Genomic DNA, 25,916 nt, shown 5'->3' on the forward strand with positions numbered 1-25,916 from the left:
CAGATGGTCCGGAGACGTTGCCGTGGTTCGACTTCTGTGCGGTCAACTGATACGGCAGGATGCACGGTCATGAGCACCCAGTCGACGCCAGGCATCGATGAACCCGGTGTCCCCGACCACCCGTCCCGCTCCGACGGTTTCGTGCGGGGTCTCTCCGGGCTGATCGGCGGCCCGCTCGGTGACCACGCCACCGCGCGCGACCGCCAGAGCGGCGCGGAACGCCGGTTCTGGACGGCGGTACGCATCGTCCTGGCGCTGACCTGCCTGACCCTGGCCCTGCACTGGGTGCAGAAATCGCCCTGCCAGGACGGCGCCTGGGTGGACAACAAGCAGTACACCCGCTTCTGCTACACCGACGTGCTGGCGCTCTACTACGCGGAGCGACTCCACGAGGGTGCCGTGCCCTACCGCGATCACCCGGTCGAGTACCCGGTGCTGACCGGGTACTTCATGGGGGCGCTGGGGCTGCCCGTGCATGCCGTGGGCGAGGGCAACCCGCAGATCAACCAGGGGCAGTGGTTCTACAACCTGAACGTGCTCGTGCTCGGGGCGCTGGCGGTGGCCACCGTGGCGGTGCTGCTGTCGCTACGCAGACGACGACCATGGGACGCCGCACTCTTCGCGTTGGCCCCCGCACTGCTGATCACCGCCACCGTCAACTGGGACCTGCTCGCCATCGGACTGGGCGCGTTCGGGCTGCTGGCCTGGGCACGCAGTCGACCCGTCCTGGCCGGGATCCTGCTCGGGCTGGCGGGCGCGGCGAAGATGTGGCCACTGTTCATACTCGGCCCGATCCTGGTACTCGCGTTCCGCACCGCCCGGCTCCGGGCCGCGTTCACGGCGATCGGCGCGGCAGTGGTCACGGTGCTGGCGGTGAACCTGCCGGTGGCCATTCCGGAAGCCACCCGCGACGGCTGGAAACGCTTCTTCGAACTCAACACCGAGCGCCCGATCGACTGGGGCACGCTGTGGTACATCGGTCGCTACCTGGACGGCAAGGTTGGCGATCCGGCGAGCATGGGTCCCTTCCAGTGGCTCGACGCGAACATCCCCGTGCTCAACAACCTGTCGTACGTGCTCTTCGGACTGGCCTGCCTCGGCATCGGCGCACTCGGGCTGCTGGCGCCGCGTCGACCCCGACTCGGCCAACTCGCCTTCCTGGTGGTCGCCGCCTTCCTGATCTTCAGCAAGGTCTGGTCGCAGCAGTTCGTCCTCTGGCTGCTGCCGCTGGTGGTGCTGGCCCGGCCCAAGTGGGGAGCGTTCCTCGTCTGGCAGGCCGCCGAGGTCTGCTACTTCGTCGCGTTCTACGGCCAACTGCTCGGTGCCTCCACCGGCCGGCCGGTCTTCCCCGAGGGCGTCTTCGTGCTGGCCGCCAGCCTGCGACTGACCACGGTGGTGGTCCTGTGCGTGCTGGTGATCCGCGAGATCCTGCACCCCGAGCGGGACGCGGTCCGCAGCACCTACCCGGACGACCCGGACGGCGGCGTGATCGACGGCGCCCCGGACGCGCCCTGGCTGGACCGATGGCGAAGTCGCCGCACCACCACCGATCCCGCCCCGGCTCCTCCCGTACCCACCGCCACCTGACGGTCATCGGCCCGCTCAGAGGCGGAAGACGACGACCGAGCCGATCTCCTCGCGGGTGATGCCGAGCCCGTCGACCGGCGCGTCGATGCTGATCTCCCAGGGCGTGCCGACGACCAGGTCCCGCAGGATCAGGACGTTCTGCACGCCCAGGGTGCGCAGGTAGTCGACGCTGGTCTGGTCCGGGAAGGCCATCGTCACGCGGCGGACGTCGTCCAGTTGCCGAGGCACGAAGCCGCTGCCGCCGTTGACGACCTGCTGGAACCGCGAGGTCGACCAGAGCATCACCGGCTGGTCGTGGCTCTGCCCGCTGGGCAGCACCAGCATCGGACCGTCGACCTCACGCATGGCGGCCGGCTGCGGTGGCACCACCGGCTGCGGGGTGGTGTTCGTACCCTCGGCGAGGACCAGCACCAGCGGGACCAGCGTGGCCAGGCGCAGCCACGGGCTCGGCCAGGACGGGATCCGCTCGGCGGAGATCTCCCGTACCCGCTCGGCGAACGCGCTGACCGCGCCCGCCGCGAGCAGCCCCAACAGCAGAGTGGTCCAGAGCATCAGCCGTCCCGGCGTACGGATGCCGTTCCAGCCGGGCAGGTGCTCGAAGAGCGGGACGAAGGTGAAGGTGCCGCCGAAGAACTCGGTGCCCATCGCCAACACCATCGTGACCAGCACGCCGAGGAAGAGCAGCAGGCGCTGGCGGGCCGTCCAGATCGAGAAGAACAGGCCGCCGGCCGCCAACGCGTACAGCACGAAGCCGGGCAGCAGCGTCATCTCCGGGTGCCAGGGCAGGATCGCCCGGGCACCCTCGTGCAGCTCGCCCCAGACGCGGGACTCACCGGGAGCGGTGACGAAGCCGGTCGCCGGAGGTGAGAAGACGGCGATGTCGGCGATGGAGCGTTCCGCGTGCGGGTGCAGCTGGGTCACCGTGAAGTACGGGATGGCCAGCAGGATGCCGACTCCGGCGAAGATCAGGCCGCCGATCAGGTCGGCGGTCAGCAACCGCTGACCGAAGGGCCGCTTCACCCGCCAGAAGATGCGCTTGGCGTACCAGATGACGGCGGCCACCACGACCGTGCCGGCGAGGACGTACGCGAACGGCAGGCCGATGCCGAAGCCGAGACTCAACTGCCAGGCGGCGACCAGCCAGCCGGCGTACACCCAACCGGGGTTGCGGCGTTCGGGCCGGTAGCCGTGCCGCAGCGACCAACCGTGCCCCCGCGCGAGCATCGCCAGCGCCAGCGGGATACCGCCGTTGGAGATCACGTGCAGGTGACCGGCCTGCGCCAGCAACCACGGCGCGTAGGTGTAGCTGATCCCGGCCACCGCCGACCCGATCCGGCTGGCCCCGAGCTGCCGCGCCAGCACGTACGCGCCGAACGTGGCGAGCGCGTGGGCCAGCACGAAGATGATGTTGTAGCGCAGGAGCGCGTGCTCGGGGCCGGTCCCGATCATGCCGGCCGGGGCGTACCCGAGCAGCGTGTCGGAGAACGCGAAGCTCCACCGTTCCGGAAAGAACGTGTTGGCGTGCCAGAGCTGCGCCGGGTCGGTCTTCAGGATGTGTCCCGACCAGGCCATCTGCCATGCCTGCAGGCTCGGGTCCCAGTAGTCCTGCGGCAGGGTGTGCCGTGGATAGCGCAGCGTCGGCCAGGTCATCAGGACGGCCAGCGCCAGAGAACCGAGAGCGGCCAACGTCCACTCATGGATGGCGAACCGGCCGAGGCGGCGACCGAGCCGCCCGTACCAGGTGGGTACCGGGACGGGAGCAGGCCCGAAGGCGGCCCAGGGATCCGGCTTCCCGTCGCCCGTGGCGCCCTCGCCGGCCTTGTCCTTGTCCGAGTCGCCGCCGTCCTTGTCGTCGCCCTTGTCGGCGGCGTCCTTGTCGGAGGCGTCCTTGCTCGCAGCGTCCTTGCCGGTGCTCTTGTCGTCCCCGGCGGTCTTGTCGTTTCCGGTGTCACCGCTGCCGGCGTCCGTGCCGGTGGCGGTGGCCGGTGAGCCGGCCGTACCGGCCGGCTCGACCTCGGTGCCCCGGTCCGAGGTGGAACCTGCCCGGCCGTCGGCGGTCGTAGCTTCCTTGCTGTCGGCGGCGGTGGTGTCCGGGCCGGTGGCACGCGTGCCGGCGTCGGCCCCTGCGTTCGTCGCCGCCGGAGGGAGGTCGGTCGACGCACCGGGGGGCGACGGCTCGGCCGCAGTGCTGCTGTCCTGAGGGGTCGACTGTGCGCCGCCGGTGGCGGACTGGTCCGTGGTCATTCCGCCGACGTCCCCGGGCCGAGTTGTCCACGCAGGAAAGCGATGTCGCCGCTCTGCCCGTCGGCCCCGCCGGGGGTCTCCACGATGACCGGGGCGTCGGCCGCCCGGACCACGGCCACCAGGAGGTCCGGCTCGATGGTGCCGCCGCGCAGATTGTCGTGGCGGTCCCGGCCCGAGTCGAACGCGTCCTTGGAGTTGTTGGCGTGCACCAGGTCGATCCGTCCGGTGATCGCCTTCACGCGGTCGACCAGGCCGAGGAGTTCCTCGCCGCCCGCGTGCGCGTGGCAGGTGTCGAGACAGAAACCCACGTCGTACTCGCCGATGACGTCCCAGAGCCGGGCGAGCGCGTCGAGTCGACGGGCGCAGGCGTTCTCGCCGCCGGCCGTGTTCTCGATCAGCACCGGCAGCCCGAAACCGCCGGAGTCCGCCGCGTACGCCAGGGCCTTGCGCCAGTTCTCGATGCCGCTGGCCGGATCGTCACCGGCGTTCACGTGGCCACCGTGCACCACCAGCCCCTTGGCGCCGATCGCCGTGGCGGCCTGCGCGTGTGCGAGCAGCAGTTTCCGGCTCGGGATGCGGATGCGGTTGTTGCCGGTGGCGACGTTGACGACGTACGGCGCGTGCACGTAGACGTCGACCTCGGCGGCGCGCAGCAGTTCCGCGTCCGCACGGGGTTGTGGGGCCTTCCAACCCTGCGGGTCGGAGAGGAAGAACTGCACGGCGTCGGCCGTTCGGGCGGTCGCCTCCGCCAGCGGGTCGGTCGGATCGACGTGGGCTCCGATACGCATGCAGGGGAGCCTACGTCGCGCGACCGACGGTCGGGGTGACGCCCACCGGCCCGATGGCGTCACCGTGCCCGCCGGAACTCGTTGATACCGATGGATCCGGCGCTTCGGACGTTCCTGATCCCGGTGTCGACGGACCGGTCGCCTGTCGATGCCCGACCGGACCCGGTCGGCGCAGCGGCATCGGCGGGACGTCGACGGAGGTCAACAGAAGAAGAATGTCGGTAATTCTGGGATTTGCCCCATGAAGCGCTAACTTCCGGGATATCGTCGGATAACAACGTGATAAAGCTCCGCGGGGCGTCTTCGGTCCAACCTCATCGGTGTGGTCGTTCCTCCCCAGGTCCCACCCAAGGAATGCGGACGGGACGCCCCGCGGTCCCGTGACCGGGGGTCCGGGTCGACAGCGACGTCGACGCGGACCCCCGGTTCGCTGTGTCGGTCACCTCGGTGCTGGTGATCGTCCGGGCCGGGTATCCTGGTCCGGTTGTCCGCTCCCGGTCGGGTTCCCCCGGTGCGGGACGGGCAGCGACGCACGACCTCCTGCCACGGAAGGACCGTGGCCGCTTAGCCCACAGGAGGTGAGCACGTCTTGCGTCATTACGAGATCATGGTGATCCTCGACCCCAGCCTCGAGGAGCGCACCGTCGCCCCGTCGCTCGACACGTACCTGAACGTGATCAGGACCGCGGGTGGCTCGGTGGAGAAGACCGACGTGTGGGGCCGCCGGCGCCTCGCGTACGAGATCAACAAGAAGGCCGAGGGCATCTACGCCGTCGTCGACCTTCAGGCGTCGCCTGAGGCGGTGGCCGAGCTGGACCGCCAGCTGCGACTCAACGAGTCCGTGCTGCGCACCAAGGTCATCCGCCCGGAAATGCGCTAATCCATCCACCTAGCCCCACCCGGAACAGCCTCAGCCGCGCTGTCAGAGGGTTCTGAGAACCTGTACGGCGGAACGGTTGAGTGCGCGAGGAGTTGGTCATGGCAGGAGACACCACCATCACGGTCATCGGCAACCTGACCGATGACCCCGAGTTGCGGTTCACCCCCTCGGGGGCAGCCGTCGCCAAGTTCCGGGTCGCCTCGACGCCCCGGTACATGGACCGGCAGTCCAACGAGTGGAAGGACGGCGAGCCCTTGTTCCTCGCGTGCACCGTCTGGCGTCAGGCCGCGGAGCACGTGGCGGAGTCGTTGCAGCGCGGTGCCCGCGTGATCGTGTCGGGCCGGCTACGCCAGCGGTCCTACGAGACCCGCGAGGGCGAGAAGCGCACCGTCATCGAGCTGGAGGTCGACGAGATCGGCCCGTCTCTGCGCTACGCCACGGCGAAGGTGCAGAAGATGTCCCGCTCCGGCGGTAGCGGCGGCGGCTTCGGCGGCAGTGGCAGCGGCGGTGGTGGTGGCCAGGGCGGCGGCGGAGGCAACTTCGACGACCCCTGGGCTTCGGCCGCACCAGCCCCCTCCCGTTCGGGTGGCGGCAACTTCGACGAGGAGCCTCCGTTCTAATGGCGCCGAGCGCCCGTGATCGTAAACCAGGAGCAAGAGCAATGGCGAAGGCTGCGGCACTGCGCAAGCCGAAGAAGAAGGTGAACCCGCTCGACAAGGACGGGATCACCTACATCGATTACAAGGACACCGCGCTGCTGCGCAAGTTCATCTCCGACCGCGGCAAGATCCGCGCTCGGCGGGTGACCGGCGTGACCTCGCAGCAGCAGCGGCAGATCGCCCGTGCGGTCAAGAACGCCCGCGAGATGGCGCTCCTGCCGTACACCGCTACGGCCCGCTGAGAGGAGGCACCGCCATGAAGATCATTCTGACTCAGGAGGTGTCCGGGCTCGGCACCCCCGGCGACATCGTCGAGGTCAAGAACGGCTACGGCCGTAACTACCTGCTCCCGCAGGGCTTCGCGATCGCCTGGACCAAGGGCGCGGAGAAGCAGGTCACGCTGATCAAGCGGGCCCGCTCGGCACGGGAGATCCGCGATCTGGGCCACGCCAACGAGGTCAAGGGCCAGCTCGAGGGTCTCAAGGTCAACCTGAAGGCCCGGGCCGGCGACGGTGGCCGGCTCTTCGGCTCGGTCACCTCCGCCGAGATCGTCGACGCCGTCAAGGCGGCCGGCGGCCCGGCGCTCGACCGGCGTCGGCTGGAGCTTCCCGGTCACATCAAGGCGATCGGGTCGCACGCGGTGCGGGTCAAGCTGCACCCCGAGGTGACCGCCACGTTCAACCTCAACGTCGTGCAGGGCTGAGCCCCGCTGGACGTACCCGACAGGGCCCGCACCGATCACCGGTGCGGGCCCTGTCGCATACGCGTATCCGACCGACGAACGACGGGACGCGGCGACCGAACCGTCAGCCGATGGGCTGGCCCGTCACCGCACTGATCATCACCGTGGAGAGACCACCACCGACCACTGCGGCCGCCAGCGCCACCGTGGTCGACCGCCACGTCGTACCCACCCGGCGCAGCAACATCGCCACCGCCAAACTGCTCATCAACGCCAGCCCGAAGCGGGGCAACCCACCCACCATCGCGCCGAACGCCCGAGCCCGCGGCGAGTCACAGCCGCCGCCACTGATATCCGTCACACAGCCGGCCGGCGGTGCCCCGTCGAGCGTCAACAGCCAGACGAAGATCACCACCGCCGGCAGCACGTAACAGGCAGCGGTGTAGAGCAACGGCAACCACGGACCACCCGGATCCGGATCGAGCAGATCGTCCTCGAGCCGACGGTTCCAGCCCCCGGAACCGACCGCCTCGATCCGCCGTCGTACGGCCGCCATACCGACCGGCCGAGGCGGAGCCGGTGCGGGCGACGAGCGCCGCCGAGGCGCCGGCCGTGGCCGAGGCGCGGTGTACCCGACCACCGGCGACCGAGGCGCCGACTCCGGGGCGTCCACCCACCGCGGATCGTCGCCTGCCAGACGCGTACCCGGCCAGAAGGACTCCCGCGCCGGCTCCGGCTCCGCCCGCTCCGCCCAGGACCACTGTCCGGCACCCGAGGTCGCCGGAGCAGCCCCCGAACGAGGCGGCTCCGTCCGGTCCCACCGGTCCGGCTCGGAGTAACCGGCCCACCGCTCCGGGGGCCGCTCCCGCTCCCGTGGCTCCGGCGCAGGCGCAGGCTCGGACTTCGGCTCCGGCTCCGAGAAGCGATCCCACTGGCCGGTGCTGTCCGGCTCGATCCACGGATCCGTACCCGCCGCCTGAAGCCACTGGCTCGTACTGTCCGCGTCCCAGGGATCGGCCGACGTGGGGTCCACGCGGCGACCATCACCCGCCGACCGGTCCCACGCGTGCAGGCCGGATGCGTCCCACGGATCCACCGCCGGCTGCTGGTACTCCGGCTCGGCGGCCCGCTCCGTGCCCCGCTGCCACGGGTCGACCGCCGGCGTCGGTGGCTCCGCCGCACGCCGCCGACGCCGGGTCGGTGGCTCGGCAGCCGGCTCGGACGCGTCGGACTCGGCGTCCTCCTCCGCAAGCCCCGACCAGGTCACCTGGCGACGCCGCGACTGGGCCCGACGCGGCCGGCTCTGGGGCGTCACACCGGAGACCGGGTCGTCGTCCTCGGCGCGACGACTACCGACGTACCCCTCTTCCTGTGGACGGTCGAACGTCCACTCCCGGGTGTGATCGGACTCCGGGAGAGCAGTCCGTGACGTGGGCTCGCGCCGGCTCGACTCACCGGCGCGGCGACTCCGGCCACGATCGGCCGAGCGCCGACCGCCCGCGTACCGTGGCCGCTCGACCTCGTCGTCATCGTCCGGAGCAGCGTGCCGCCCGCCACCGTCGACACTGCGCACGCCGGACTCCAGCGCCCACCGTGGCAGGTACGGCTCGGCCGGCTCCTCCTGTCCACGCTCGGCGGCCCGGCGTCGACTCGGGGTGCGGTACCGCTCGACCGCGGAGTCGTACCGCTCGTCCGGGTCCCGTTCCACGGGCTCGGCCCACGAAGCGGTCGGCCGCTCACGCGGGCCGTCCTCCCCGCGTACCCAGTCCCGGTAACTCACGGCCGGAGCGTGACCCTTCTCAACCGAAAGCGCAATCCGCTGTCCAGGTGTAGCCGTAGGGCACCGATCCTACGGGACGTTCAGGACAAAGCCCTACCCGGAAATTCCCGTCCACAGGCTGGGGACAATACCTGCCCAGCTCAGCGGCGTGCGCCTCACTGTTCCCCAGGAGTTATCCACATGCTGTGCACACGCTGCGCACATGCTCGTCCACCGCCATCCACAGGTTGTCCCGAGGCTCATCCACCGGCCTGGTTGAGTGGCTGACCTCGGGTTCCGTATCGTTAGCCCCCGACCCGCCGCCAGATGCCCCCGATCGACGGCCGGTCGACTCTCGCACCCGGGCTGCGCAGGCCCAGGAACGATCCGACGCAGTGGAGGGGGGCTCGGTGTCGGTCACGGATGACATGCGGACAGAGTCGTTTCCCAACGGAGGGCAGCCGTCCGGCCCGCCACCGCGCGACGGCCAGTTCGACAAGACGCCACCCCAGGACGTCGCGGCCGAGCAGTGCGTCCTGGGCGGGATGCTGCTGTCCAAGGACGCCATCGCCGACGTCGTCGAGATCCTCAAGACCAACGACTTCTACCGGCCGGTGCACGCCACCATCTTCGACATCATCCTGGAGATCTACGGTCGCGGTGAACCGGCCGACGCGATCACCGTCGCCGCAGCGCTGGCCGACTCCGGCGACCTGGCCAGGATCGGCGGCGCACCGTACCTGCACACGCTGATCGCGAGCGTGCCGACCGCGGCGAACGCCGCGTACTACGCGCGCATCGTCAGCGAGCGGGCGGTACTCCGACGGCTGGTCGAGGCCGGCACCAGGATCGTCCAACTCGGATACGGCACCGGAGGCGGCGGCACCCGCGACGTCGACGACGTCGTCGACCTGGCCCAGCAGGCCGTCTACGACGTGACCGAACGCCGGGTCAGCGAGGACTTCGCCATCCTGGCGGACATGCTCCAACCGACCCTGGACGAGATCGAGGCCGTCGGCGCGCAGGGCGGCGTGATGACCGGCGTACCGACCGGCTTCACCGACCTGGACCGCCTGCTCAACGGCCTGCACGCCGGCCAATTGATCATCGTGGCGGGCCGCCCGGGTCTTGGAAAGGCGCTCGCGCTCGACACGCAACTGCCGACACCGACCGGCTGGACCACGATGGGCGAGGTGAAGGTAGGCGACCAGCTGATCGCTGCCGACGGTCGACCCACCACCGTCACGCACGCCTACGAGGTGCGCCACAACCGTCCCTGCTACGAGGTCGAGTTCTCCGACGGCTCGGCCATCGTCGCCGATGCCGAGCACCTGTGGACGACGACCACCCGCGCCTCACGCCGCCAGCAGAACGAGCTCCGGCCGCGCCACCAGTGGGACGCCTCGGCACGTGACAAGGCAACTGCCGTACACCGGGCCGTCACCTCTGTCCCCGACCGGCTCGTCACGTACCGGGAAGCTGTGGAGATCGCCGGGTCCGAGTTCCGGAACGTCCTGCATGTCGTGGCGGCCGGAGTCGGCATCGCCGGCAAGGTCGAATGCCAGTATTCCCGGAACGGCAAGCCCTGGCGTCGGACGGTCGACGCCTACAGCGCCCATGCCCTGTTCGACGCGCACCTGAGCCGGGTGAGTCGGGTCATCAACAGCGAGACAACTGTGGCACACCCTCGGACCGTCACCACCGAGCACATCGCCGCGACACTGCGGCATCCGGCTGACGGGCGCGCGAACCACGCGGTGACCAATGCTCGGCCGCTGTCCCTCCCCACCCGCGAGGACCTGCCCATCCCCCCGTACACGCTCGGGGTGTGGTTGGGTGACGGGCACTCCGCAGGTGCCCGGTTCACGTCGGCGGATCCGGAGATCGCACAGTACGTCGAAGCCGACGGCTTCTTGGTCACCCCGGGCAGCGGGACCTACTCCTACGGCATCAAGCTGCCGCCGCCGGCACCACTCGACGAGCGTTGCTGCATCGTCTGCGGCGGTGCTCGCCATTGCGCACCGTGTCGCCGATTGCGCGGCTCGTTTACCGGACTGCTCCGAGCCGCCGGTGTCCTGGACGACAAGCACATCCCGCAGCCGTACCTTCGCGCGTCGGAGGAGCAGCGACGGGAACTGCTGTCCGGACTGCTCGACACCGACGGTACCGCCGCGCCGGCCGGACATGTCCAATACACCACGACCTCGGAGCGGCTGGCCGAGGATGTGTACGAGCTTGTCGTCAGCCTGGGCTACCGATGCTCGATCAACCGCAAGCGAGTCAACGGCCGCGCTCCCGAAAGCTCGACTGCTTTCATACTGAACTTCTCGACCTCGGACGAGGTGTTCCGGTTGGCCCGGAAGCGGGAGTCACACGCGACGCGCCGGCACGCGACCGGCCGTACGGGTGCTCGCTCCCGCTACATCGTGGATGTGCGACCGGTGCCGAGCGTCCCGGTGCGGTGCGTGACGGTCGACAACGAGGATCATCTGTACCTGGCCGGTCGGTCGATGATTCCCACGCACAACAGCACAGCGAGCATGGACTTCGCTCGAAATGCGGCTATTCGGGCGAACCATGCGTCGGCCATCTTCTCGCTGGAAATGAGCAAGGTCGAGATCGTCATGCGGTTGCTCTCGGCCGAGGCGCGGGTGCCGTTGCACGTGCTGCGCAGCGGGCAGCTCTCCGACGACGACTGGACGAAGCTCGCCCGGTGCATGGGTGAGATCAGTGAGGCGCCACTCTTCGTGGACGACACGCCGAGCATGAACCTGATGGAGATCCGGGCCAAGGCTCGCCGGCTCAAGCAGCGGCACGACCTCAAGCTGATCGTGGTCGACTACCTCCAGCTGATGACCTCCCCGAAGCGCACCGAGAGCCGGCAGCAGGAGGTCGCGGACCTGTCCCGGGGCCTGAAGCTGCTGGCCAAGGAGGTTGAATGTCCGGTCATCGCGGTCAGTCAGCTGAACCGTGGCCCCGAACAGCGCACCGACAAGCGCCCGCAATTGTCCGATTTGCGCGAATCTGGGTCTATTGAACAAGATGCCGACGTTGTCATACTTCTGCATCGTGACGACTACTACGACAAGGAATCGCCTCGTGCTGGAGAGGCGGATTTTATAATTGCCAAGCACCGAAATGGTCCGACCGACACGGTGACCGTCGCAGCTCAGTTGCATCTGTCGAGATTTGTTGATATGGCTATCGTGTGAGCTATTATTCTGCTCGGCTATCCCCGGCGGACATCGAGGAAGTCGTTCGCCGGGACGCGATCGGCGAAAGCCTTACCGCGATTGCTCAGTCGTTCGGAGTGAGCCGACAGGCGATCCGTGGCCTCTTACGGAGGCGAGGCGTTCCGGCTAGAACAGTGGCGAAGTTGGGTGAACCGCGGCGGGCCGAAGCCGCTCGCCTGTACTCAGACGGTATGGCACTGGCAGAGGTCGCTCGAACCTTCGGCCTGACCGAGCCCGGAATGCGTGGCCTGCTGTTGCGTCGCGGGGTTGTCCTACGCAGGAAAGTGCACACGCTGCGGCACGATGCGTTCGACACCCTGGAGCCCGAGGCCTGCTACTGGCTGGGCTTTCTGTTCGCCGATGGATGTGTGACCTATCGCTCCAACCATCTCCCGCAGATCTCCGTCGGACTTGCCGCCCGAGACCGTGATCACTTGGTTTCCCTGCGCTTGTTCCTCGGGTCTAGCAGCAGTATCTCGGCGCCGAACCTGATTCGCCAGTCGTGTCAGTTTTCAGTGCGGTCAAGGCAACTGGCAGAGCGCCTGATCACGTTAGGGAGGTATCAGGGGCCGGTGAACGCGCGGCTGACGGAATCACGAGACTTCTGGCGTGGTGTAGTCGATGGGGACGGATCCCTTGGCGTCTATCGCAGAAGCAACCCGAGTAAGTCGACGTTCGCGCAGTTCAGGCTTGTCGGTAGTCAACGCTTGCTCCGGGCCTTCGTTGATTTCCTGGGCGTGCACGGGATTCACGGCCTCAGCGTGCGGCCGCACAAGACGATCCATACGGTCGGAACGACCTGTAAGCCCGCCGGAAGGATAGTGGCTCTGCTTTACGACGGCGCATCCGTTGCCCTGCCTCGCAAGGCGGAGATCGCTCGCCGGATCCTCGCTGAGGCTGAGGTTCCGGCGAGCGATTCGGAGCCATGATGAGCGAGGGACAGCAGCGTGAACAGATGCGCTGAAGGTAACCGGTCGAAGGTGGCTGTGGCCGAGACCGTCTGATCACCAGTGGACTGAGCCGTCCGAGACCGGCCCGGTCTGGCGGGCGACCGGGCCGGCCGAGGTGGCGGCCCGGTCGCGGGGTGGCTCAGCCGAACATGTCGTCCAGGAAGCTCTTGCGCTTCTTACGCCGGTAGTGGCCGTGGTAGCCGTAGTGCTGCTGGGAGTGGCCGTAGGCGGGCGCCGGTGCCGGGTAGCCGTGCGGCGGGGGCGGAGGCGGCGGAACGGCGCCGTAGCCGGGCTGGTGCGGGGCGGGCGCCGGGGGCGGCGGCGGTGGGGGCTGGTAGCCACCCTGGGGAGCGGGCGGGGGCTGCTGGGCGGCGCTCCAGTTGGCCTCCGCCTCGAACAGCTTCTCCAGTTCGCCACGGTCGAGGAAGATCCCACGGCACTCGCCGCACTGGTCGATGACGACCCCACTGCGCTCGTACTGGCGCATTTCACCGCGACACTTGGGACAGGTCAGGCTCATGACCCGAAGGTACCTGGTCGGTTCACCCGATAGTGGTAAGCGCCGCTGTCACCTCGCGGTCGGAGACCTCGTTGAAGTCGTCGTAGTAGGCGCCGACCGCGCCGAAGTCGGCGGGGCGTAGGGCGCTGACCACGTCGTCGGCCTCGGTGGCCAGCATCTCGTGGGCCTGCGGCGCGCTGACGGGTACGGCGACCACCACGCGGCGGGCGCCGAGGTGGCGGGCGACCTGGACGGCGGCGCGGGCGGTCGCGCCGGTGGCCAGGCCGTCGTCGACGATCAGGGCGGTGCGGCCGGTGAGGTCCAGGGGTGGACGGCCGGCCCGGTAGAGCTGTTCCCGTCGGTCCAGTTCGGCCTGTTCGCGCGCCTGTACTGCGGCGATGTCGTCGGGGCTGAGCCGGTCGGCGACGACCTCGTTGAGGACGCGTTCGCCGCCGGGGCCGAGTGCGCCGAAGGCGACCTCGGGCGCCCAGGGCACGCCGAGTTTGCGGACCACCAGGACGTCGAGGGGTGCGCCGAGGCGTTCGGCGACGACCTGGGCCACCGGTACGCCGCCGCGTACCAGGCCGAGCACGACGAGGTCCGGTTCGCCGATCAGGCCGGTGAGTCGGTCGGCGAGTGCCTGGCCTGCCTCGGTGCGGTCGCGGTAGGTGGTCATGTCCTCAGGTCTACGCCCTGTCGGTCGTCCGCGCTCGGCGGTTGCCGGAATCCGAGAAGGTCGAGTGCGGGTGCCCAGAGCAGGAACGCGATCGGGTACAGCAGATAGCCGAATCGGGTGGCGGGCATCAGCAGGATGGCGACGAGCAGGCCGTACCCGCAGATCAGGGCGACGCTGCGGGCGGTGCGCGGCGGGCGGCGGGCGAGCAGGACGGCGATGGCGATGCCGGCGGCGACCAGCAGCGCGGCGGCGATCATCCGGCCGGCGGGCAGGGCGTTCGCGATCAGGTAGCCGGGGAACGGGCTGGCGGCGGGGCTGGAGACCAGGCCGTGCCCGAGGGGGAAGCGCAGGACGTTCTCCACCAGCGCGTTGCGGTCGACCAGGAGGGTGGGGAGCAGCGCGGCGGCGGGGAGGCCGAGGGCTCCGGCGGCGACGCGGAGGCCGGCGCGGCGGGTGAGGCCCCAGATGATCAGTACTGCGGCGACCGGCCAGGCGAAGAGTTTCAGGGCTCCGGCGAGCCCGACGGCGATGCCGGCCCAGCCGGGTCGGTCGGTGGCGGCGAGGGCGAGTGCCAGCAGGCAGAGCGCGAGTACGGGTAGGTCGTCGCCGCCGGTGGCGAGGGTGAGCGCGCAGACGGGCAGGACGGTGGCGGCCTGTACGCCGCGCAGCAGGAGGGCGTCGTGCCGGGTCGTGTCGGTGCGGGTGGTGGGTGGTCGCAGGATGCGGATGGCGAGCAGCAGCGCCACGGCGGTGCCGACGGCGAACCAGACCCGGGCGTCGGTCCACCAGGTGTCGGCGAACGCCCGGGGTATTCCGAACAGGGCCATGCCCGGCTGGTAGGGGGTGTAGCCGAGGAGTTGTTCGTCGGGGGGCAGGGCGGCGATGGCGTCGGGCCCCAGGTAGGGCGTTCCGGTGTCGACGAGGCGGGTGCCGGAGTCCTCGACGACCAGGACCTCTTCCTGGGCGCGGTCGGTGCGTCCGGCCGTGCGTTGCACGCTCTGCCAGATCAGGGGCAGCAGGGCGGTGCCGGCCCAGGCGAGTGCGGTGACGAGGGCGCGTCCGGGCAGGGTGACCAGCTTCGAGTGTGGTCGGTGGCGGCGCAGGAGGAGTTGTCCGGTGGCGGCGAGCGCGGCGGCGAGGTAGCCGAGTGCGGCGATGGTGCCCCAGGCCCGGTGGGGTACGAGGGTGCTGGTGGCGGCGGTGATCGCGGCGAAGCCGGCTGCGGCGGCGTACAGGCCGAGGTCGAGGGCGAGGCCGTCGGCGGCGGTGTCGAGGCGGTGCCACCTGCCGGGGCGGTGGGGGGTCGAGGTGGCGGCGCTCACGTCGGCCAGTGTGTCAGGCGGGCTGGTGGTGGCCCCGGCCCCCCTGTCGTCGTCCCTTGGGTAGTCGGACGACGGATCCGGCGTCGTGTAGGGGGGCGGCGAGGTGTCCCGGTCGGCCACCGGCTCCGCGTTGGAGGGCGGCGAGGAGTGTGCCGGCGGCGAGTGGGCGGGCGAAGAGGTGGCCCTGTCCGGCGGTGCAGCCGAGTTCCCAGAGGGCGCGGCGTTGGGCTTCGCGTTCGACTCCCTCGGCGACGACGGCCAGGTTGAGGCTGCGGCCGAGGTCGAGGGTGGAGCGGATGATGGCGGCGGCTTCGGTGGCGGATTCCATGGCGGTCACGAAGCTTCGGTCGATCTTGAGTTCGTGGACCGGAATCCGGGAGAGCAGGGAGAGCGAGGAGTAGCCGGTGCCGAAGTCGTCGAGGGCGAGGCGGATGCCGGCGTCGCGCAGTCGGGTGAGTCCCTGGTCGACGACGTCGAGTTGGCTGAGGGTGAGGGTCTCGGTGAGCTCGAGGACCAGCCGGTCGGGGGGTAGGTCGTGGGCGCGTAGGCGGGCGAGTACGGATCCGGGGAAGCGGGCGTCGAGCAGGCTGCGGGGGGAGACGTTGACCGCCACCGGGACGTCGAAGCCGGCGTCGCGCCAGGTGCCGGCGGCGATCAGGGCCTGGTCGAGGATGGCTTCGGCGAACGCGGGCAGGAGCCCGGAGCGTTCGACGGCTTCCAGGAAGCGCAGTGGGTCGATCATGCCGTGGGTGGGGTGGTGCCAGCGCGCGAGTGCCTCGGCGGCGATGACTTCGCCGGTGCCGAGGTCGACGATGGGTTGGAAGTTGACCGTGAACTCCTGGTCGGCGACGGCACGGGGTAGTTCGCCGCCGAGTGTGAGTCGGCCGATGTCGGCGGTGTCGCGTGCGGGTGCGTAGGTGGCGATCCGGTGGCCGCTTCGTTTGGCCTGGTACATGGCGACGTCGGCGCGTCGGAGCAGTTCGACCATGCCGCCGGTGGCGGGGGCGACGGCGATGCCGCCGCTGGCTTCGACGCTGATCCGCATGCCGTCCACGTCGAACGGTTCGTGCAGGGCGGCGAGCAGGGTGTCGGCGCGGTGTGCGGCGACGGCGGGGGCGGGCAGCGCCCGCAGGAGTACGGCGAACTCGTCGCCGCCGAGGCGGGCGACCAGGTCGTCGGCGCGGGCGGCGGTGCGGAGTCGTTCGGCGACCTGCATCAGCATCTGGTCGCCGGCGGCGTGGCCGAGGGTGTCGTTGACCTCTTTGAAATGGTTGAGGTCGATGAGGACCAGGGCGGTGATTCCGTCGGCGTGCCGGTGGTGCAACTGCTCGTTGCCTTCTTCGAGCAGGTGGCGTCGGTTGGCCAGGCCGGTCAGCGCGTCGTGTGCGGCGGCGTGGGCGTGGGCCTGGGCCACCCGGGCGAGTTCGGCGTACGCCTGGGCGTTGCGGACGGCCGTGCACAGTGCGGAGGCGAAGGTGTGCAGGGTGTACCTCTCTCGTTCGGAGAGGCGTACCGGGCCGCGGAAGCGGAGGCGCAGCATGCCGACGTCGACGGTCTTGTCGTGGCCTTCGAGGCGTACGGGGACGGTGGCGCCGTGTACCTCGGTGGGTTCGCCGATGGGTCCGTCGTACGTGATGGTCTCGGTGGAGCCGCGTACCACGCGGCCGTCCTCGCGGAGTTCGATCTCGACTTCGTCGGCGGAGAAGAGTTCGGCGGCGCGGGTGACCGCTGTGGTGAGTACGTCGTCGAGTTCGACGACGTTGAGCGCGTCGGTGGTCTGGGCGAGTCGTTGCCAGGCTTGTTGTTCGGTGCGGGTGCGCACCCTGCTCGAGTAGAGCAGGTGGAGGCTGAGTACCAGAGGTGGTACTGCGAGCAGCAGCCGAATGTCGATCTTGATCGTCAGAACGGTGCCGACGATGACGAGGAGGCGGGTCAGTGCCGCGGTCAGCCGGAGATCCCAGTCGTCGCGGAAAAGCTTTCGTAGCGAGGTGCCGGTCGCCATTGCGATCACCGGCAGGGTGATGATTTCGTCGAGCAATACAGCGGTCAGATAGGCGGCCGCCAGCGGAATGACCGTCTGGGCTACGCCCGGGTTGTCCGGTGACCATTCAAAGCTCTGCAGGACGAGCCCCGCGCCGGCTGCCACGAGCATGTTCTTGCCGATGCCGAAGGCTCGTTTGACTGGCGTCAGTCGGGTCGGAGTCGTGGCGATGGCGACGCCTAGGCCGGTGGCCAGAATCACCACCGGTGCCGGTGCCACGGCGAGGCCGATCACGATGGCGGTTTCGGTCCAGGCGATCTCGTGATGCGTGGAGCGAATTCGAATTCTGACCGTGACGGTGAAGGCGACGGCGATCAGTGAGATCAACGTGGCCCAGACGATGGTGGCCTCTCGTCCGCCGTAGCTTGGCAGGTGGGCGATTGCCACGGCGCCTGCCAGCCCGGCTGAAACGACGACGAGACCGACTAGCGGGCGTAGCCGCCGATCGGTCCCGGTCTGTCGTTGCTGTGGAGCCACACCCCGTCCTCACTCGTCACCGAGGGACTGCGCTCCGCAATCGTACTTCTGTCGTCGCTGGCGCAGAAGACGGATTACTTCCACTCGTGCGAGTTCATCTCGACCCCCTGGTTGTTCTGGCCTGTTCGATGACCGAACACTAGGGGGCGATTGCTCAATTTAGCTATAATAAATGTCGTATTGCGCAGAATGGGCCAACATGATGGTGTTATGTGACGGTCTGTCCCACTGCCCTAACGGAGGGTTTAAAGGTGGTAGCTGGTGGAGTTGTGGCTCTCTCGCGTGCGTGATGGTCGGGCTTTCCCTTTCGGCAAGGGTGGCCGAAGTGTCTGCCCATATCATCGCCGCTTCGGCCAGCATGCCCACATCGGGGCGGGGTATCTGTCCGGTTGGTGGTCGCTAAACTGCACACGGTGATCAGGTGGATGCGGTAGAGGGACAGGTGCAGGTTCAGGTCCTCGGTGGGCTCGCCGTCCGTCTCGGCTCGGTCACGCTCACCCTCGGTACGCCGAAACAACAGACCGTGCTCGCGGTACTCGCGTGCAACCCCGGGCATCTGGTCTCGGTCGATCAGCTCGTCGACGAACTGTGGCCGGACGATCCGCCTCTCTCCGCCGTGCCGAATGTCCGGACGTACGCCGCCAATCTGCGTCGTGGCCTCGAGTCGATGCTTCCCGGGCGTGAGGTCCTTGTCCGGGCCGGGGACGGCTACCGACTCATGGTGAAGCGGGCCGAGGTGGACGTCTACGCCTTCCAGTCGGAGGCCGGGGCGGCGCGTGCACTCATCGGCACGGACGAGGAGGAGGCGGCGAAGCTGCTCGGCCAGGCTCTGGCTCGTTGGCAGGGACCCATGCTGACCGGCGTGGCCCTCGGGCCGGCCCTGCTGGCGCACGTGGCCTCGGCGACCGAGGACCGGATGCTGGCGGCCGAGCTCCTGGCCGAGTTGCAGATCCGGCTCGGTCGCTACGAACCCGTCCTGCCGCTGCTGCGGGAACTGCTTGCCAGGGAACCGCTGCGGGAGCGGGCCCATCTGCTTCTCATGCGCGCCCTGTACCTCAGGAACGACCACGCCGGTGCCATCGCCGCGTATGCCGGGGCTCGCGGTTTGCTGCGGGAACACCTCGGCATCGAACCCGGGGCCGAACTCCGGAAGCTTCACCAGCAGATAGTCGAGCAGGAGCGCGCGCCTCTGCGGAGCCCTGACCTCGAACCGGCTTCGTCCACCAGCACGTCCGGGTCACGCGAGCAGCCGCGCCTCGGGTCGGCGCCGCGGCGGGGGGTGGTCTGGCTGCCACGCGCAGTCCAGGACTTCGTGGGCCGGGATGCCGCCGTCGAACATCTGCTGACAGAGACGCACCGGGTCGGAGGACGCGCCCCAGTCGTGCACCTCGTCGACGGTATGGCCGGCAGCGGCAAGACCGCGCTGGCCGTCCACGTGGGCGGACGGCTGCGGGAGCACTATCCGGACGGCGGACTGTTCATCGATCTCAAGGGGCACGACCGTGCGGAGAAGGTGGACACGTCCGCGGCACTCGCCACGTTGCTGCGGCAGCTCGGCATTCCCGGTGACCGCATACCTCCTGAACTCCAGGACCGCCTCGCCCTCTGGCGTCAGGAGCTGGCCGCCCGAAAGTTGATCATTGTGCTCGACAACGCGGCGGATGCCGAGCAGGTCGCCGCGTTGCTGCCCACGTCACCGGGATGCGTGGTGATCGTGACGTCACGGCGACGGATCACCGGCCTGGACGTCAGCCCGCCGCTGTCCCTGCCGGTCATGGACCGCGCGGAAGGCGTGGCCCTGCTCGCCTCGGCCGTCGGCATGGAACGGGTGGCGGCGGAACCGGAGGCGGCAGCGGCCGTGGTGGAGCACTGCGGACGGCTGCCGCTGGCGATCCGGCTCGCCGGCTCGCGGCTGGCACATCGCCCTACCTGGCGCCTGGCCGACCTCGCGACCCTGCTCGGGGACAACGTCCGGCGGCTGGACCACCTCACCTCGCGCGACCGAACCGTCGCCGGTGCCTTCGCTGCCTCCTACGAGTCGTTGTCGGATGCCGCCAGGCGACTGTTCCGGCTGCTCAGCGTTCATCCGGGTGACGAATTCGATGTGACGATCGCGAGTGCGTCATCCGGACTCGACACTGCGGAAACCGCCCACGCACTCGATGATCTCCTCGATTGCCATCTGATCGAGGAGGTCGGGATCGGCCGTTACCGGATGCACGACCTCATCCGGCAGTACTCGCACGAACTGTCGCTACGACACGATGTGGCGGCCGTTCGCGACGAGGCCTTCGGCAATCTGATCGACACCATGCTTCACCTGAGCTTTCCGGTCGCCGACCGTCTCGAGTCCAGATTCGTCCGCCGGCATGTGACCCTTGATCCACCCAGCCGTCCCGACTTACGAAGCGCTGCGGGTGAACCCACCGAGGAATGGATGGCGGCGGAGCGTGTCAACCTGGTGGCACTCGTCGCCCGGGGGTACGAGGAGGGACACCACGAACAGGCATGGCGACTGGCCAGGCTGCTCTGGCGATTCCTTTACGTGCGCGCCTATTTCGACGACATCGTCTTCACCCACCGACAGGGGCTCCTGGCGGCCCAGGCGGCCGGGGCAGAGGATGCCGTGGCCGCCATGCACAACTATCTCGCCTCCGCCTACCTGCGCACCGGCAACTATCGGGACGCGCTCGCCCACGTCACCGAGGCGGTACGGATCTCCGAGCGGCGCGACGACCTGCCGAACCTCGGCCGGTACCGGACGAATCTCGTCGCAGTGCACTGGATGCGTGGTGAACTCCAGGAAGCGGTACGGGTGGGTGCGCGGTGCCTCCGCGGTGCCAACGGGTACGGCGCCGACGAGGTGCCCAGCTTCCTGCCGAACATCGGGCTCGCCCTGATGCTGTTGGGCAGGTACGACGAGGCGCTGCACCTCCATCGCCTGCACCTGTTCTCCGGGCGACAGGCGGGCAGCACCTTCCACATCCTCAACGCGCTGAGTCACATCGGTGGGGTGAAGTGCCGGATGGGACGGTACGAGGAGGCACTACGAGCCCTGAGGACCGTGCTGATCCTCCGCAAACGCACCGGTCACCGGTACGCCGAGCCGGAGGCGCGCAACGAGATGGGCATAGTGTTCCGCTGCCTGGGTCGGATCGAGGAGGCGGTGGACCAGCACGAGACCGCCCGGAGACTGGCGATCGATTCAGGTGAGCGCCACGTCGAGGCCGCCGCGCTGAACGACCTGGCGCTGACCCTTGCCGAGTCCGGCGACGTCGACCGGTTGATCGGCCTGCACCGTGAGGCGTTGCAGGTGGCGACGCGGATCGGTCATCCGTACGAGCAGGGCAGGGCACTGGCGGGACTGGCCGACCAGTTGTGGGCTGACGATCCGGCCGCCGCGCGCCGGCACTGGGAGCGCGCGCTGGCGATCTTCCGCCGGATGGGGGTGCCGGAGCGGTTCGAGATGGAACGCCGACTGGCGGACCTCACCGAGACCGGGCACCGCCACGTCACGGAGTCCTCCTGAGCCTCGGTCCCCGCTGCCGTCGCTTATCGATTTCTTATCGACCCGCTCGGTAGCGTCTCGACGTCGCCGACGGGGGGAGATCCGCCACCGACGGATCTCGTCGCGACACCTGCCATCGGTACGTCCCAACTACCACGGCAGGGTGCGGAAGGGGGCGGCGCGCAAGCGCCACTCCTTCCGCGAAGCACCGCACACCGCACACCGGGCACGTCGGTGCGGAGGGATAGGCTCGCCAGCGTGACGGAACCCGCCCAGCTCACCCACGTCGACGCGACCGGTGCGGCGCGCATGGTCGACGTCTCCGCCAAGCAGGTCTCCGGCCGGGTGGCCGTCGCGGCCGGTCGGCTGCGCACCACGTCCGAGGTGATCGAGCTGCTCCGCCGGGACGGGTTGCCCAAGGGCGACGCGCTGGCGGTCGGCCGACTGGCCGGGATCATGGGCGCCAAGCGCACCCCCGATCTGATCCCGCTGTGCCACCCGATCGCGCTGCACGGTGTCACGGTCGACCTGGTGCCCACCACGGACAGCGTCGAGATCACCGCCACCGCCCGCACGGCCGACCGGACGGGCGTCGAGATGGAGGCGCTGACCGCCGTGGCCGTCGCCGGACTGGCCCTGGTGGACATGGTCAAGGCGGTCGACCCGGCGGCGAGCGTCGAGTCGGTCCGGGTGGTGCGCAAGGAGGGCGGCAAGACCGGCCTGTGGGAGCGTCCGGCGGACCGGCCGTGATCCGCGCCCGGGTGCTGGTGGCCTCCAACCGCGCCGCCGCCGGCGTCTACGCCGACACCAGCGGTCCGCTGCTCGTCGAAGGACTGCGCGAACTGGGCTGCGAGGTGGACGAGCCGGTGGTGGTGCCGGACGGAGACCCGGTCGGTCAGGCCATCCGAGCTGCACTGGCCGACGGCGTCGACGTGCTGGTCACCAGCGGCGGGACCGGAGTCACGCCTACCGACCGCACTCCCGACGTGACCCGGGCACTGCTCGACTACGAGATCCCCGGCATCGCCGAGGCGCTGCGCGCGCACAGCCGTGACCGGGTGCCCACCTCGGTGCTGTCCCGGGGGGTGGCCGGGGTGGCCGGCCGCACCCTGGTGGTGAACCTGCCGGGCTCCACCGGTGGCGCGCGGGACGGTCTCGCCGTGCTGGGGCCGATCCTCGCGCACACCGTCGACCAGTTGCGCGGTGGCGACCACTAGGCGAACCGATAGGCTCGGCCGGGTGAGAACGGAAACCGCATCCGCCACCGAGGGCGCCGCCGCGCCGCCGCCGGCCGGTTGGGAGGAGGCGCGCTCCCGGGTGTACGCGGTGGGCCTGGCCGCCGCACTTCCCGCGGTCGAGCGTCCACTCGCCGACGTCGACGGGTACACCCTCGCCGAACCGCTCACCACCCGGACGGACCTGCCGGCGTTTCCCACGTCGAGTGTGGACGGCTGGGCGGTCCGGGGCACCGGTCCGTGGCGGGTGGTCGGGCGGGTGCTGGCCGGCGGCACGCCGGCCCCGTTGACCGAGGACGGGACGACCGTCGAGATCGCCACCGGCGCGATGGTGCCGTCGGGCACCTCCGCCGTGCTGCGGGTCGAGGAGTCGACGCGTACCGCCGACGGGTCGGTCGACGGCGTACCGCGCGGGACGCCGGAGTGGCGGGATCCGGGCGAGGAGGCGGCGGCCGGTGAGGAACTGCTTGCGGCCGGTACCCCGGTCGACCCGGCCGTGATCGGCCTGGCCGCCTCCTGCGGCCACGACACGCTGCGGGTACGCCGACAGCCCCGGGCCGCGCTGCTGGTCTTCGGGGACGAACTACTCGCCGCCGGTCCGCCGGCCGCCGGGCGGGTCCGGGACGCGTTGGGCCCGACCGTGCCGAGCTGGCTGCGCCGGTACGGCTGTCAGATCCGTCCGGCCGATGTGGTCGGCCCGGTGGCCGACACGCTGCCCGACCACGTGGCCGCGCTGCGCACCGCGCTGGCCCACGCCGACCTGGTCTGCACCACCGGCGGGACGATGCACGGGCCGGTCGACCACCTGCATCCGGCGCTGGCCGAACTGGGCGCGGACTACGTGGTCAACACCGTCGCGGTACGCCCCGGTTTCCCGATGCTGCTGGCCCGGGTGGTCGGCAACGACGGTCGGGTCCGGTTCGTCGCCGGGCTGCCCGGCAACCCGCAGTCCGCCGTCGTCGCGCTGGTCTCGCTGGTCGCGCCGCTGCTGGCGGGTCTCGCCGGCCGGGTGGCACCGGTGCTGCCGCACGTCACGCTGGCCGAGCCGGTGCCGGGACGCGGCGACCACACCCACCTCGCCCTGGTCCGGCTCGACCGGGCCGCCGGGACGGCCCGCCCGGTCCGGCACGTCGGGTCGGCGATGCTGCGCGGCCTCTCCGGTGCGGACGGGTTCGCCGTGATCCGGCCGGGCAGCACCGGTGCCGCCGGTGACCGGGTGCCGCTGGTGCCGCTGCCGCTGCTGCCCGGGGAGCGGGCGTGGTGATCGTGGTCGGGGACGTCACCGAGCAACCGCTGGACCTGGCGGCCCACGAGGCGGCCGTCGCCGACCGGCGGGCCGGCGCGGTGGTCTCCTTCGCCGGGGTGGTACGCGACCACGACCACGGCCGCGCGGTGGTGAGCCTGGAGTACGAGGGCCACCCGAGCGCCGCCGCCATCCTGCGGGAGGTGGCTGCCGAGATCGCCGCCGATCCCGACGTCTACGCGGTGGCCGTGTCGCACCGGATCGGCCCGCTCGCCATCGGCGACGCGGCGCTGGTCGCGGCGGTGAGCACCGCGCACCGGGCGGCCGCGTTCGCCGCCTGCGCCAGGCTGGTGGACGAGGTGAAGGCCCGGCTGCCGATCTGGAAGCGGCAGGTCTTCGCCGACGGCACCGAGGAGTGGGTCAACTGCCCGTGATCCGCAGGTGCCGGGTCACGTCGACCCGGCACCGTCGACGCCCCGGTCAGCGCCGGCTGTGCAGCAGCGCGATGCGGGCCATCCGGTCGGTGTAGAAGGCGGGTTCCGCACCGGGACGCCACGGCAGAGCGGCGACCAGCACGATCAGGGCCAGCGCCAGCGAGTTCTCCATCAGCACCCCGAACAGCCCGTTCTCGTAGTGCGAGACCTCGGGGAGTTGGTGCTCGTACGGCCAGATCGGCGAGATCAGGAAGAGCAGGTAGAGCCCGAGCGCGGCGATGCCGTGCCGGAGCCCGGTCAACGTCGGATACCAGATCGGCGGGCGGAGCGCGGAGACACCCGGTGGACCGCCGTACGCGCCGGAGGTGGCCCGCAGGGCCGGACCTCGGCTGGCGTCGTGGCGGCGGATCGCCGCGTCGGCCAGCACGATGATCGCCGGGATCACCCAGACGAGGTGGTGCGTCCAGGAGATCGGGCTGATCACGTTGGCGGTCAGGCCGACCAGGGTGAAGGCGGTCAGCTCGTCACCGTCGGCGTGCGACTGCGAGGCCCGGGACAGGCCCAGCGCCAGCACCAGCACCGCGAAGGCGAGCCAGAGCAGCGTGGGGGTCTCGATCGAGTCGTACAGCCGCGCCAGCAGACCGGCCAGCGACTGGTTGGGCGTCATGTCGGCGGCGCCGACCCGCTCGGTCTGCCACAGCACGTTGCCGAAGTAGGCCCGGGACTCGGCGCCCACGATGCCGAAGCTGCCGATGGTCACGGCGACGGTGGTGCCGATCGCGGTCGCGGCCACCCGCCACTGACGAGTGATCATCAGGTAGAAGATGAACAACGCCGGGGTGAGCTTCACGGCCGTGGCCAGACCGATGCCCACGCCGGCCCAGGCGCCACCGTAGACGAACCGCAGCAGGGGCCCGTCGCTGTCCGCCTGGTGCGTGCCGCGCCGGGACCGCCAGCGCAGCGCCACCATATCGGCCATGATCAGGGCGAACAGCAGCAGGTTGACCTGCCCGTAGCCGAGGGTCTCCCGGGTCGGCTCGATGGCGAGCGCGACCGGCGTGGCGATGGCCACCGTGTACCACAGTGGCCAGCCCAGCCGGTCCACGATCGGTCGCAGCAGGGCGGCCAGCACCACGGCCAGCGCGGCGATGCTGACCAGCGCGTTCACCAGACCCGCCACGGCCACCGGCAGGTGCGCCATGGGCAGCATCGCCAGCCCGGCGAAAGGTGGGTAGGTGAAACCCAGTGTGGTGTCGGGCGCGACGAACTCGTACAGCTCGTGACCGCTCGCCCACCAGACCACCGCGCCGTGGTAGATCTTCATGTCGAAGAAGTTGTACGGACGCCCGAAAGCGCCGATGGCAAGCCATGCGGCATAGGCGACGGCGGCGACGATGCCGGCCCGTACGACTGTCCTACGATCGATCCCACGCGTTACGCGACGGACTGCGGCGAGGCGGTCCAGCCTTCTACCGACGCTCGTCGGCATGGCTCGGCCACCCCCGTACCAAGGTCGTCCTACCCGTCCAGGTCCGGTAGGGAGCCTAGAACGGCGCCTCACGTCAGTGCCTCCCGCGTTATGCGACCGTGTCCGATCCCACACCATCTTTTGACATTTCCACCGCGTTAACGCCTACCGGGCGGTTCAGGTGATTCGCGGCCTTAGCCAGACTGGGGGTGGGATAAACGCAGGTCAGCG

General features: G+C 70.0%; 20 protein-coding genes. 12 read left to right on the forward strand and 8 right to left on the reverse strand.

All coding sequences use genetic code 11. The features are described 5' to 3' along the window. Window positions 1-69 precede the first annotated feature (69 nt). On the forward strand, window positions 70-1,587 hold the full coding sequence (locus tag ABT008_RS21480; RefSeq protein WP_350697997.1) for a glycosyltransferase family 87 protein: 1,518 nt from the start codon (window positions 70-72) through the stop codon (window positions 1,585-1,587). A gap of 15 nt (window positions 1,588-1,602) precedes the next feature. On the opposite strand, the gene ABT008_RS21485 is transcribed toward ABT008_RS21480, so the two are convergent. Both ABT008_RS21485 and ABT008_RS21490 read right to left on the reverse strand, forming a co-directional pair. Next, complete coding sequence (locus ABT008_RS21485) at window positions 1,603-3,831, reverse strand: hypothetical protein (protein ID WP_350697998.1); 2,229 nt, start codon at window positions 3,829-3,831, stop codon at window positions 1,603-1,605. Next, window positions 3,828-4,619: a deoxyribonuclease IV gene (locus ABT008_RS21490; protein ID WP_350697999.1), complete on the reverse strand. Its 792-nt coding sequence runs from the start codon at window positions 4,617-4,619 to the stop codon at window positions 3,828-3,830. Before ABT008_RS21490 ends, ABT008_RS21485 begins: the two co-directional genes overlap by 4 nt. A gap of 589 nt (window positions 4,620-5,208) precedes the next feature. On the opposite strand from ABT008_RS21490, the gene rpsF reads away from it, so the two are divergent. The 4 genes from rpsF (at window position 5,209) to rplI (ending at window position 6,861) form a co-directional block, all read left to right on the forward strand. Next, window positions 5,209-5,499, forward strand: coding sequence for a 30S ribosomal protein S6 (rpsF, locus tag ABT008_RS21495; protein ID WP_117228245.1), 291 nt, complete (start codon window positions 5,209-5,211; stop codon window positions 5,497-5,499). A gap of 80 nt (window positions 5,500-5,579) precedes the next feature. Next, window positions 5,580-6,119 carry a single-stranded DNA-binding protein gene (locus tag ABT008_RS21500; RefSeq protein ID WP_350698000.1) on the forward strand — a complete coding sequence of 180 codons (540 nt, stop codon included), beginning with the start codon at window positions 5,580-5,582 and terminating at the stop codon, window positions 6,117-6,119. A 41-nt stretch (window positions 6,120-6,160) separates the two neighbouring features. Then, window positions 6,161-6,400: a 30S ribosomal protein S18 gene (rpsR, locus tag ABT008_RS21505; protein WP_007073789.1), complete on the forward strand. Its 240-nt coding sequence runs from the start codon at window positions 6,161-6,163 to the stop codon at window positions 6,398-6,400. 14 nt (window positions 6,401-6,414) lie between these two features. After that, on the forward strand, window positions 6,415-6,861 hold the full coding sequence (rplI, locus tag ABT008_RS21510; RefSeq protein WP_350698001.1) for a 50S ribosomal protein L9: 447 nt from the start codon (window positions 6,415-6,417) through the stop codon (window positions 6,859-6,861). A 103-nt stretch (window positions 6,862-6,964) separates the two neighbouring features. On the opposite strand, the gene ABT008_RS21515 is transcribed toward rplI, so the two are convergent. Further along, window positions 6,965-8,620 (reverse strand): hypothetical protein, encoded by a 1,656-nt coding sequence (locus ABT008_RS21515; protein ID WP_350698002.1) that lies wholly within the window; start codon window positions 8,618-8,620, stop codon window positions 6,965-6,967. Window positions 8,621-8,994: 374 nt separating this feature from the next. Here ABT008_RS21515 and dnaB point away from each other — a divergent pair, with 374 nt between their 5' ends. Continuing rightward, window positions 8,995-11,811: a replicative DNA helicase gene (gene dnaB / locus ABT008_RS21520; RefSeq protein ID WP_350698102.1), complete on the forward strand. Its 2,817-nt coding sequence runs from the start codon at window positions 8,995-8,997 to the stop codon at window positions 11,809-11,811. A 212-nt stretch (window positions 11,812-12,023) separates the two neighbouring features. Continuing rightward, the gene (locus tag ABT008_RS21525; protein WP_350698003.1) at window positions 12,024-12,761 is read left to right on the forward strand and encodes a hypothetical protein; all 738 of its coding nucleotides are present in this window, start codon (window positions 12,024-12,026) and stop codon (window positions 12,759-12,761) included. A 160-nt stretch (window positions 12,762-12,921) separates the two neighbouring features. Here the strand turns inward: ABT008_RS21525 and ABT008_RS21530 are convergent, their stop codons facing one another. From ABT008_RS21530 to ABT008_RS21545, 4 genes are read right to left on the reverse strand one after another with little or no spacing between them, the layout of a single operon-like run. Further along, window positions 12,922-13,302 carry a TFIIB-type zinc ribbon-containing protein gene (locus tag ABT008_RS21530; protein ID WP_350698004.1) on the reverse strand — a complete coding sequence of 127 codons (381 nt, stop codon included), beginning with the start codon at window positions 13,300-13,302 and terminating at the stop codon, window positions 12,922-12,924. A 22-nt stretch (window positions 13,303-13,324) separates the two neighbouring features. Beyond that, window positions 13,325-13,957, reverse strand: coding sequence for a phosphoribosyltransferase (locus ABT008_RS21535; RefSeq protein WP_350698005.1), 633 nt, complete (start codon window positions 13,955-13,957; stop codon window positions 13,325-13,327). Next, the gene (locus tag ABT008_RS21540; RefSeq protein ID WP_350698006.1) at window positions 13,954-15,279 is read right to left on the reverse strand and encodes a glycosyltransferase family 87 protein; all 1,326 of its coding nucleotides are present in this window, start codon (window positions 15,277-15,279) and stop codon (window positions 13,954-13,956) included. Before ABT008_RS21540 ends, ABT008_RS21535 begins: the two co-directional genes overlap by 4 nt. 13 nt (window positions 15,280-15,292) lie before the next feature. Further along, the gene (locus ABT008_RS21545; protein ID WP_350698007.1) at window positions 15,293-17,797 is read right to left on the reverse strand and encodes a putative bifunctional diguanylate cyclase/phosphodiesterase; all 2,505 of its coding nucleotides are present in this window, start codon (window positions 17,795-17,797) and stop codon (window positions 15,293-15,295) included. Window positions 17,798-18,218: 421 nt separating this feature from the next. Here ABT008_RS21545 and ABT008_RS21550 point away from each other — a divergent pair, with 421 nt between their 5' ends. The 5 genes from ABT008_RS21550 (at window position 18,219) to ABT008_RS21570 (ending at window position 24,217) form a co-directional block, all read left to right on the forward strand. Continuing rightward, the gene (locus ABT008_RS21550) at window positions 18,219-21,326 is read left to right on the forward strand and encodes an AfsR/SARP family transcriptional regulator (protein WP_350698008.1); all 3,108 of its coding nucleotides are present in this window, start codon (window positions 18,219-18,221) and stop codon (window positions 21,324-21,326) included. A gap of 237 nt (window positions 21,327-21,563) precedes the next feature. Next, a complete protein-coding gene (moaC, locus tag ABT008_RS21555) occupies window positions 21,564-22,055 on the forward strand; it encodes a cyclic pyranopterin monophosphate synthase MoaC (protein ID WP_131053444.1) in 492 nt (163 codons plus the stop codon). After that, window positions 22,052-22,522, forward strand: a complete 471-nt coding sequence (locus tag ABT008_RS21560; protein ID WP_350698009.1) for a MogA/MoaB family molybdenum cofactor biosynthesis protein — start codon at window positions 22,052-22,054, stop codon at window positions 22,520-22,522. The genes moaC and ABT008_RS21560 overlap by 4 nt, the downstream gene beginning before the upstream one ends. Before the next feature lie 22 nt (window positions 22,523-22,544). Continuing rightward, window positions 22,545-23,804: a molybdopterin molybdotransferase MoeA gene (locus ABT008_RS21565; protein WP_350698010.1), complete on the forward strand. Its 1,260-nt coding sequence runs from the start codon at window positions 22,545-22,547 to the stop codon at window positions 23,802-23,804. Further along, window positions 23,798-24,217 (forward strand): molybdenum cofactor biosynthesis protein MoaE, encoded by a 420-nt coding sequence (locus tag ABT008_RS21570; protein WP_350698011.1) that lies wholly within the window; start codon window positions 23,798-23,800, stop codon window positions 24,215-24,217. Before ABT008_RS21565 ends, ABT008_RS21570 begins: the two co-directional genes overlap by 7 nt. 46 nt (window positions 24,218-24,263) lie before the next feature. Here ABT008_RS21570 and ABT008_RS21575 read toward each other — a convergent pair whose 3' ends face one another. Further along, window positions 24,264-25,706 (reverse strand): glycosyltransferase 87 family protein, encoded by a 1,443-nt coding sequence (locus ABT008_RS21575; RefSeq protein ID WP_350698012.1) that lies wholly within the window; start codon window positions 25,704-25,706, stop codon window positions 24,264-24,266. Window positions 25,707-25,916 lie beyond the last annotated feature (210 nt).

The organism is Micromonospora sp. NPDC002389 (assembly GCF_040296095.1).
Classification (GTDB): domain Bacteria; phylum Actinomycetota; class Actinomycetes; order Mycobacteriales; family Micromonosporaceae; genus Micromonospora.

Bases quoted from the DNA above. Each gene is read 5' to 3' on its own strand.
- ABT008_RS21490 (WP_350697999.1), bottom strand. From the start codon at position 4,619: ATGCGTATCGGAGCCCACGTCGATCCGACCGACCCGCTGGCGGAGGCG.
- ABT008_RS21485 (WP_350697998.1), bottom strand. From the start codon at position 3,831: ATGACCACGGACCAGTCCGCCACCGGCGGCGCACAGTCGACCCCTCAG.
- ABT008_RS21530 (WP_350698004.1), bottom strand. From the start codon at position 13,302: ATGAGCCTGACCTGTCCCAAGTGTCGCGGTGAAATGCGCCAGTACGAG.
- ABT008_RS21525 (WP_350698003.1), top strand. From the start codon at position 12,024: ATGGCACTGGCAGAGGTCGCTCGAACCTTCGGCCTGACCGAGCCCGGA.
- rpsR (WP_007073789.1), top strand. From the start codon at position 6,161: ATGGCGAAGGCTGCGGCACTGCGCAAGCCGAAGAAGAAGGTGAACCCG.
- ABT008_RS21575 (WP_350698012.1), bottom strand. From the start codon at position 25,706: ATGCCGACGAGCGTCGGTAGAAGGCTGGACCGCCTCGCCGCAGTCCGT.
- ABT008_RS21535 (WP_350698005.1), bottom strand. From the start codon at position 13,957: ATGACCACCTACCGCGACCGCACCGAGGCAGGCCAGGCACTCGCCGAC.
- ABT008_RS21480 (WP_350697997.1), top strand. From the start codon at position 70: ATGAGCACCCAGTCGACGCCAGGCATCGATGAACCCGGTGTCCCCGAC.
- rplI (WP_350698001.1), top strand. From the start codon at position 6,415: ATGAAGATCATTCTGACTCAGGAGGTGTCCGGGCTCGGCACCCCCGGC.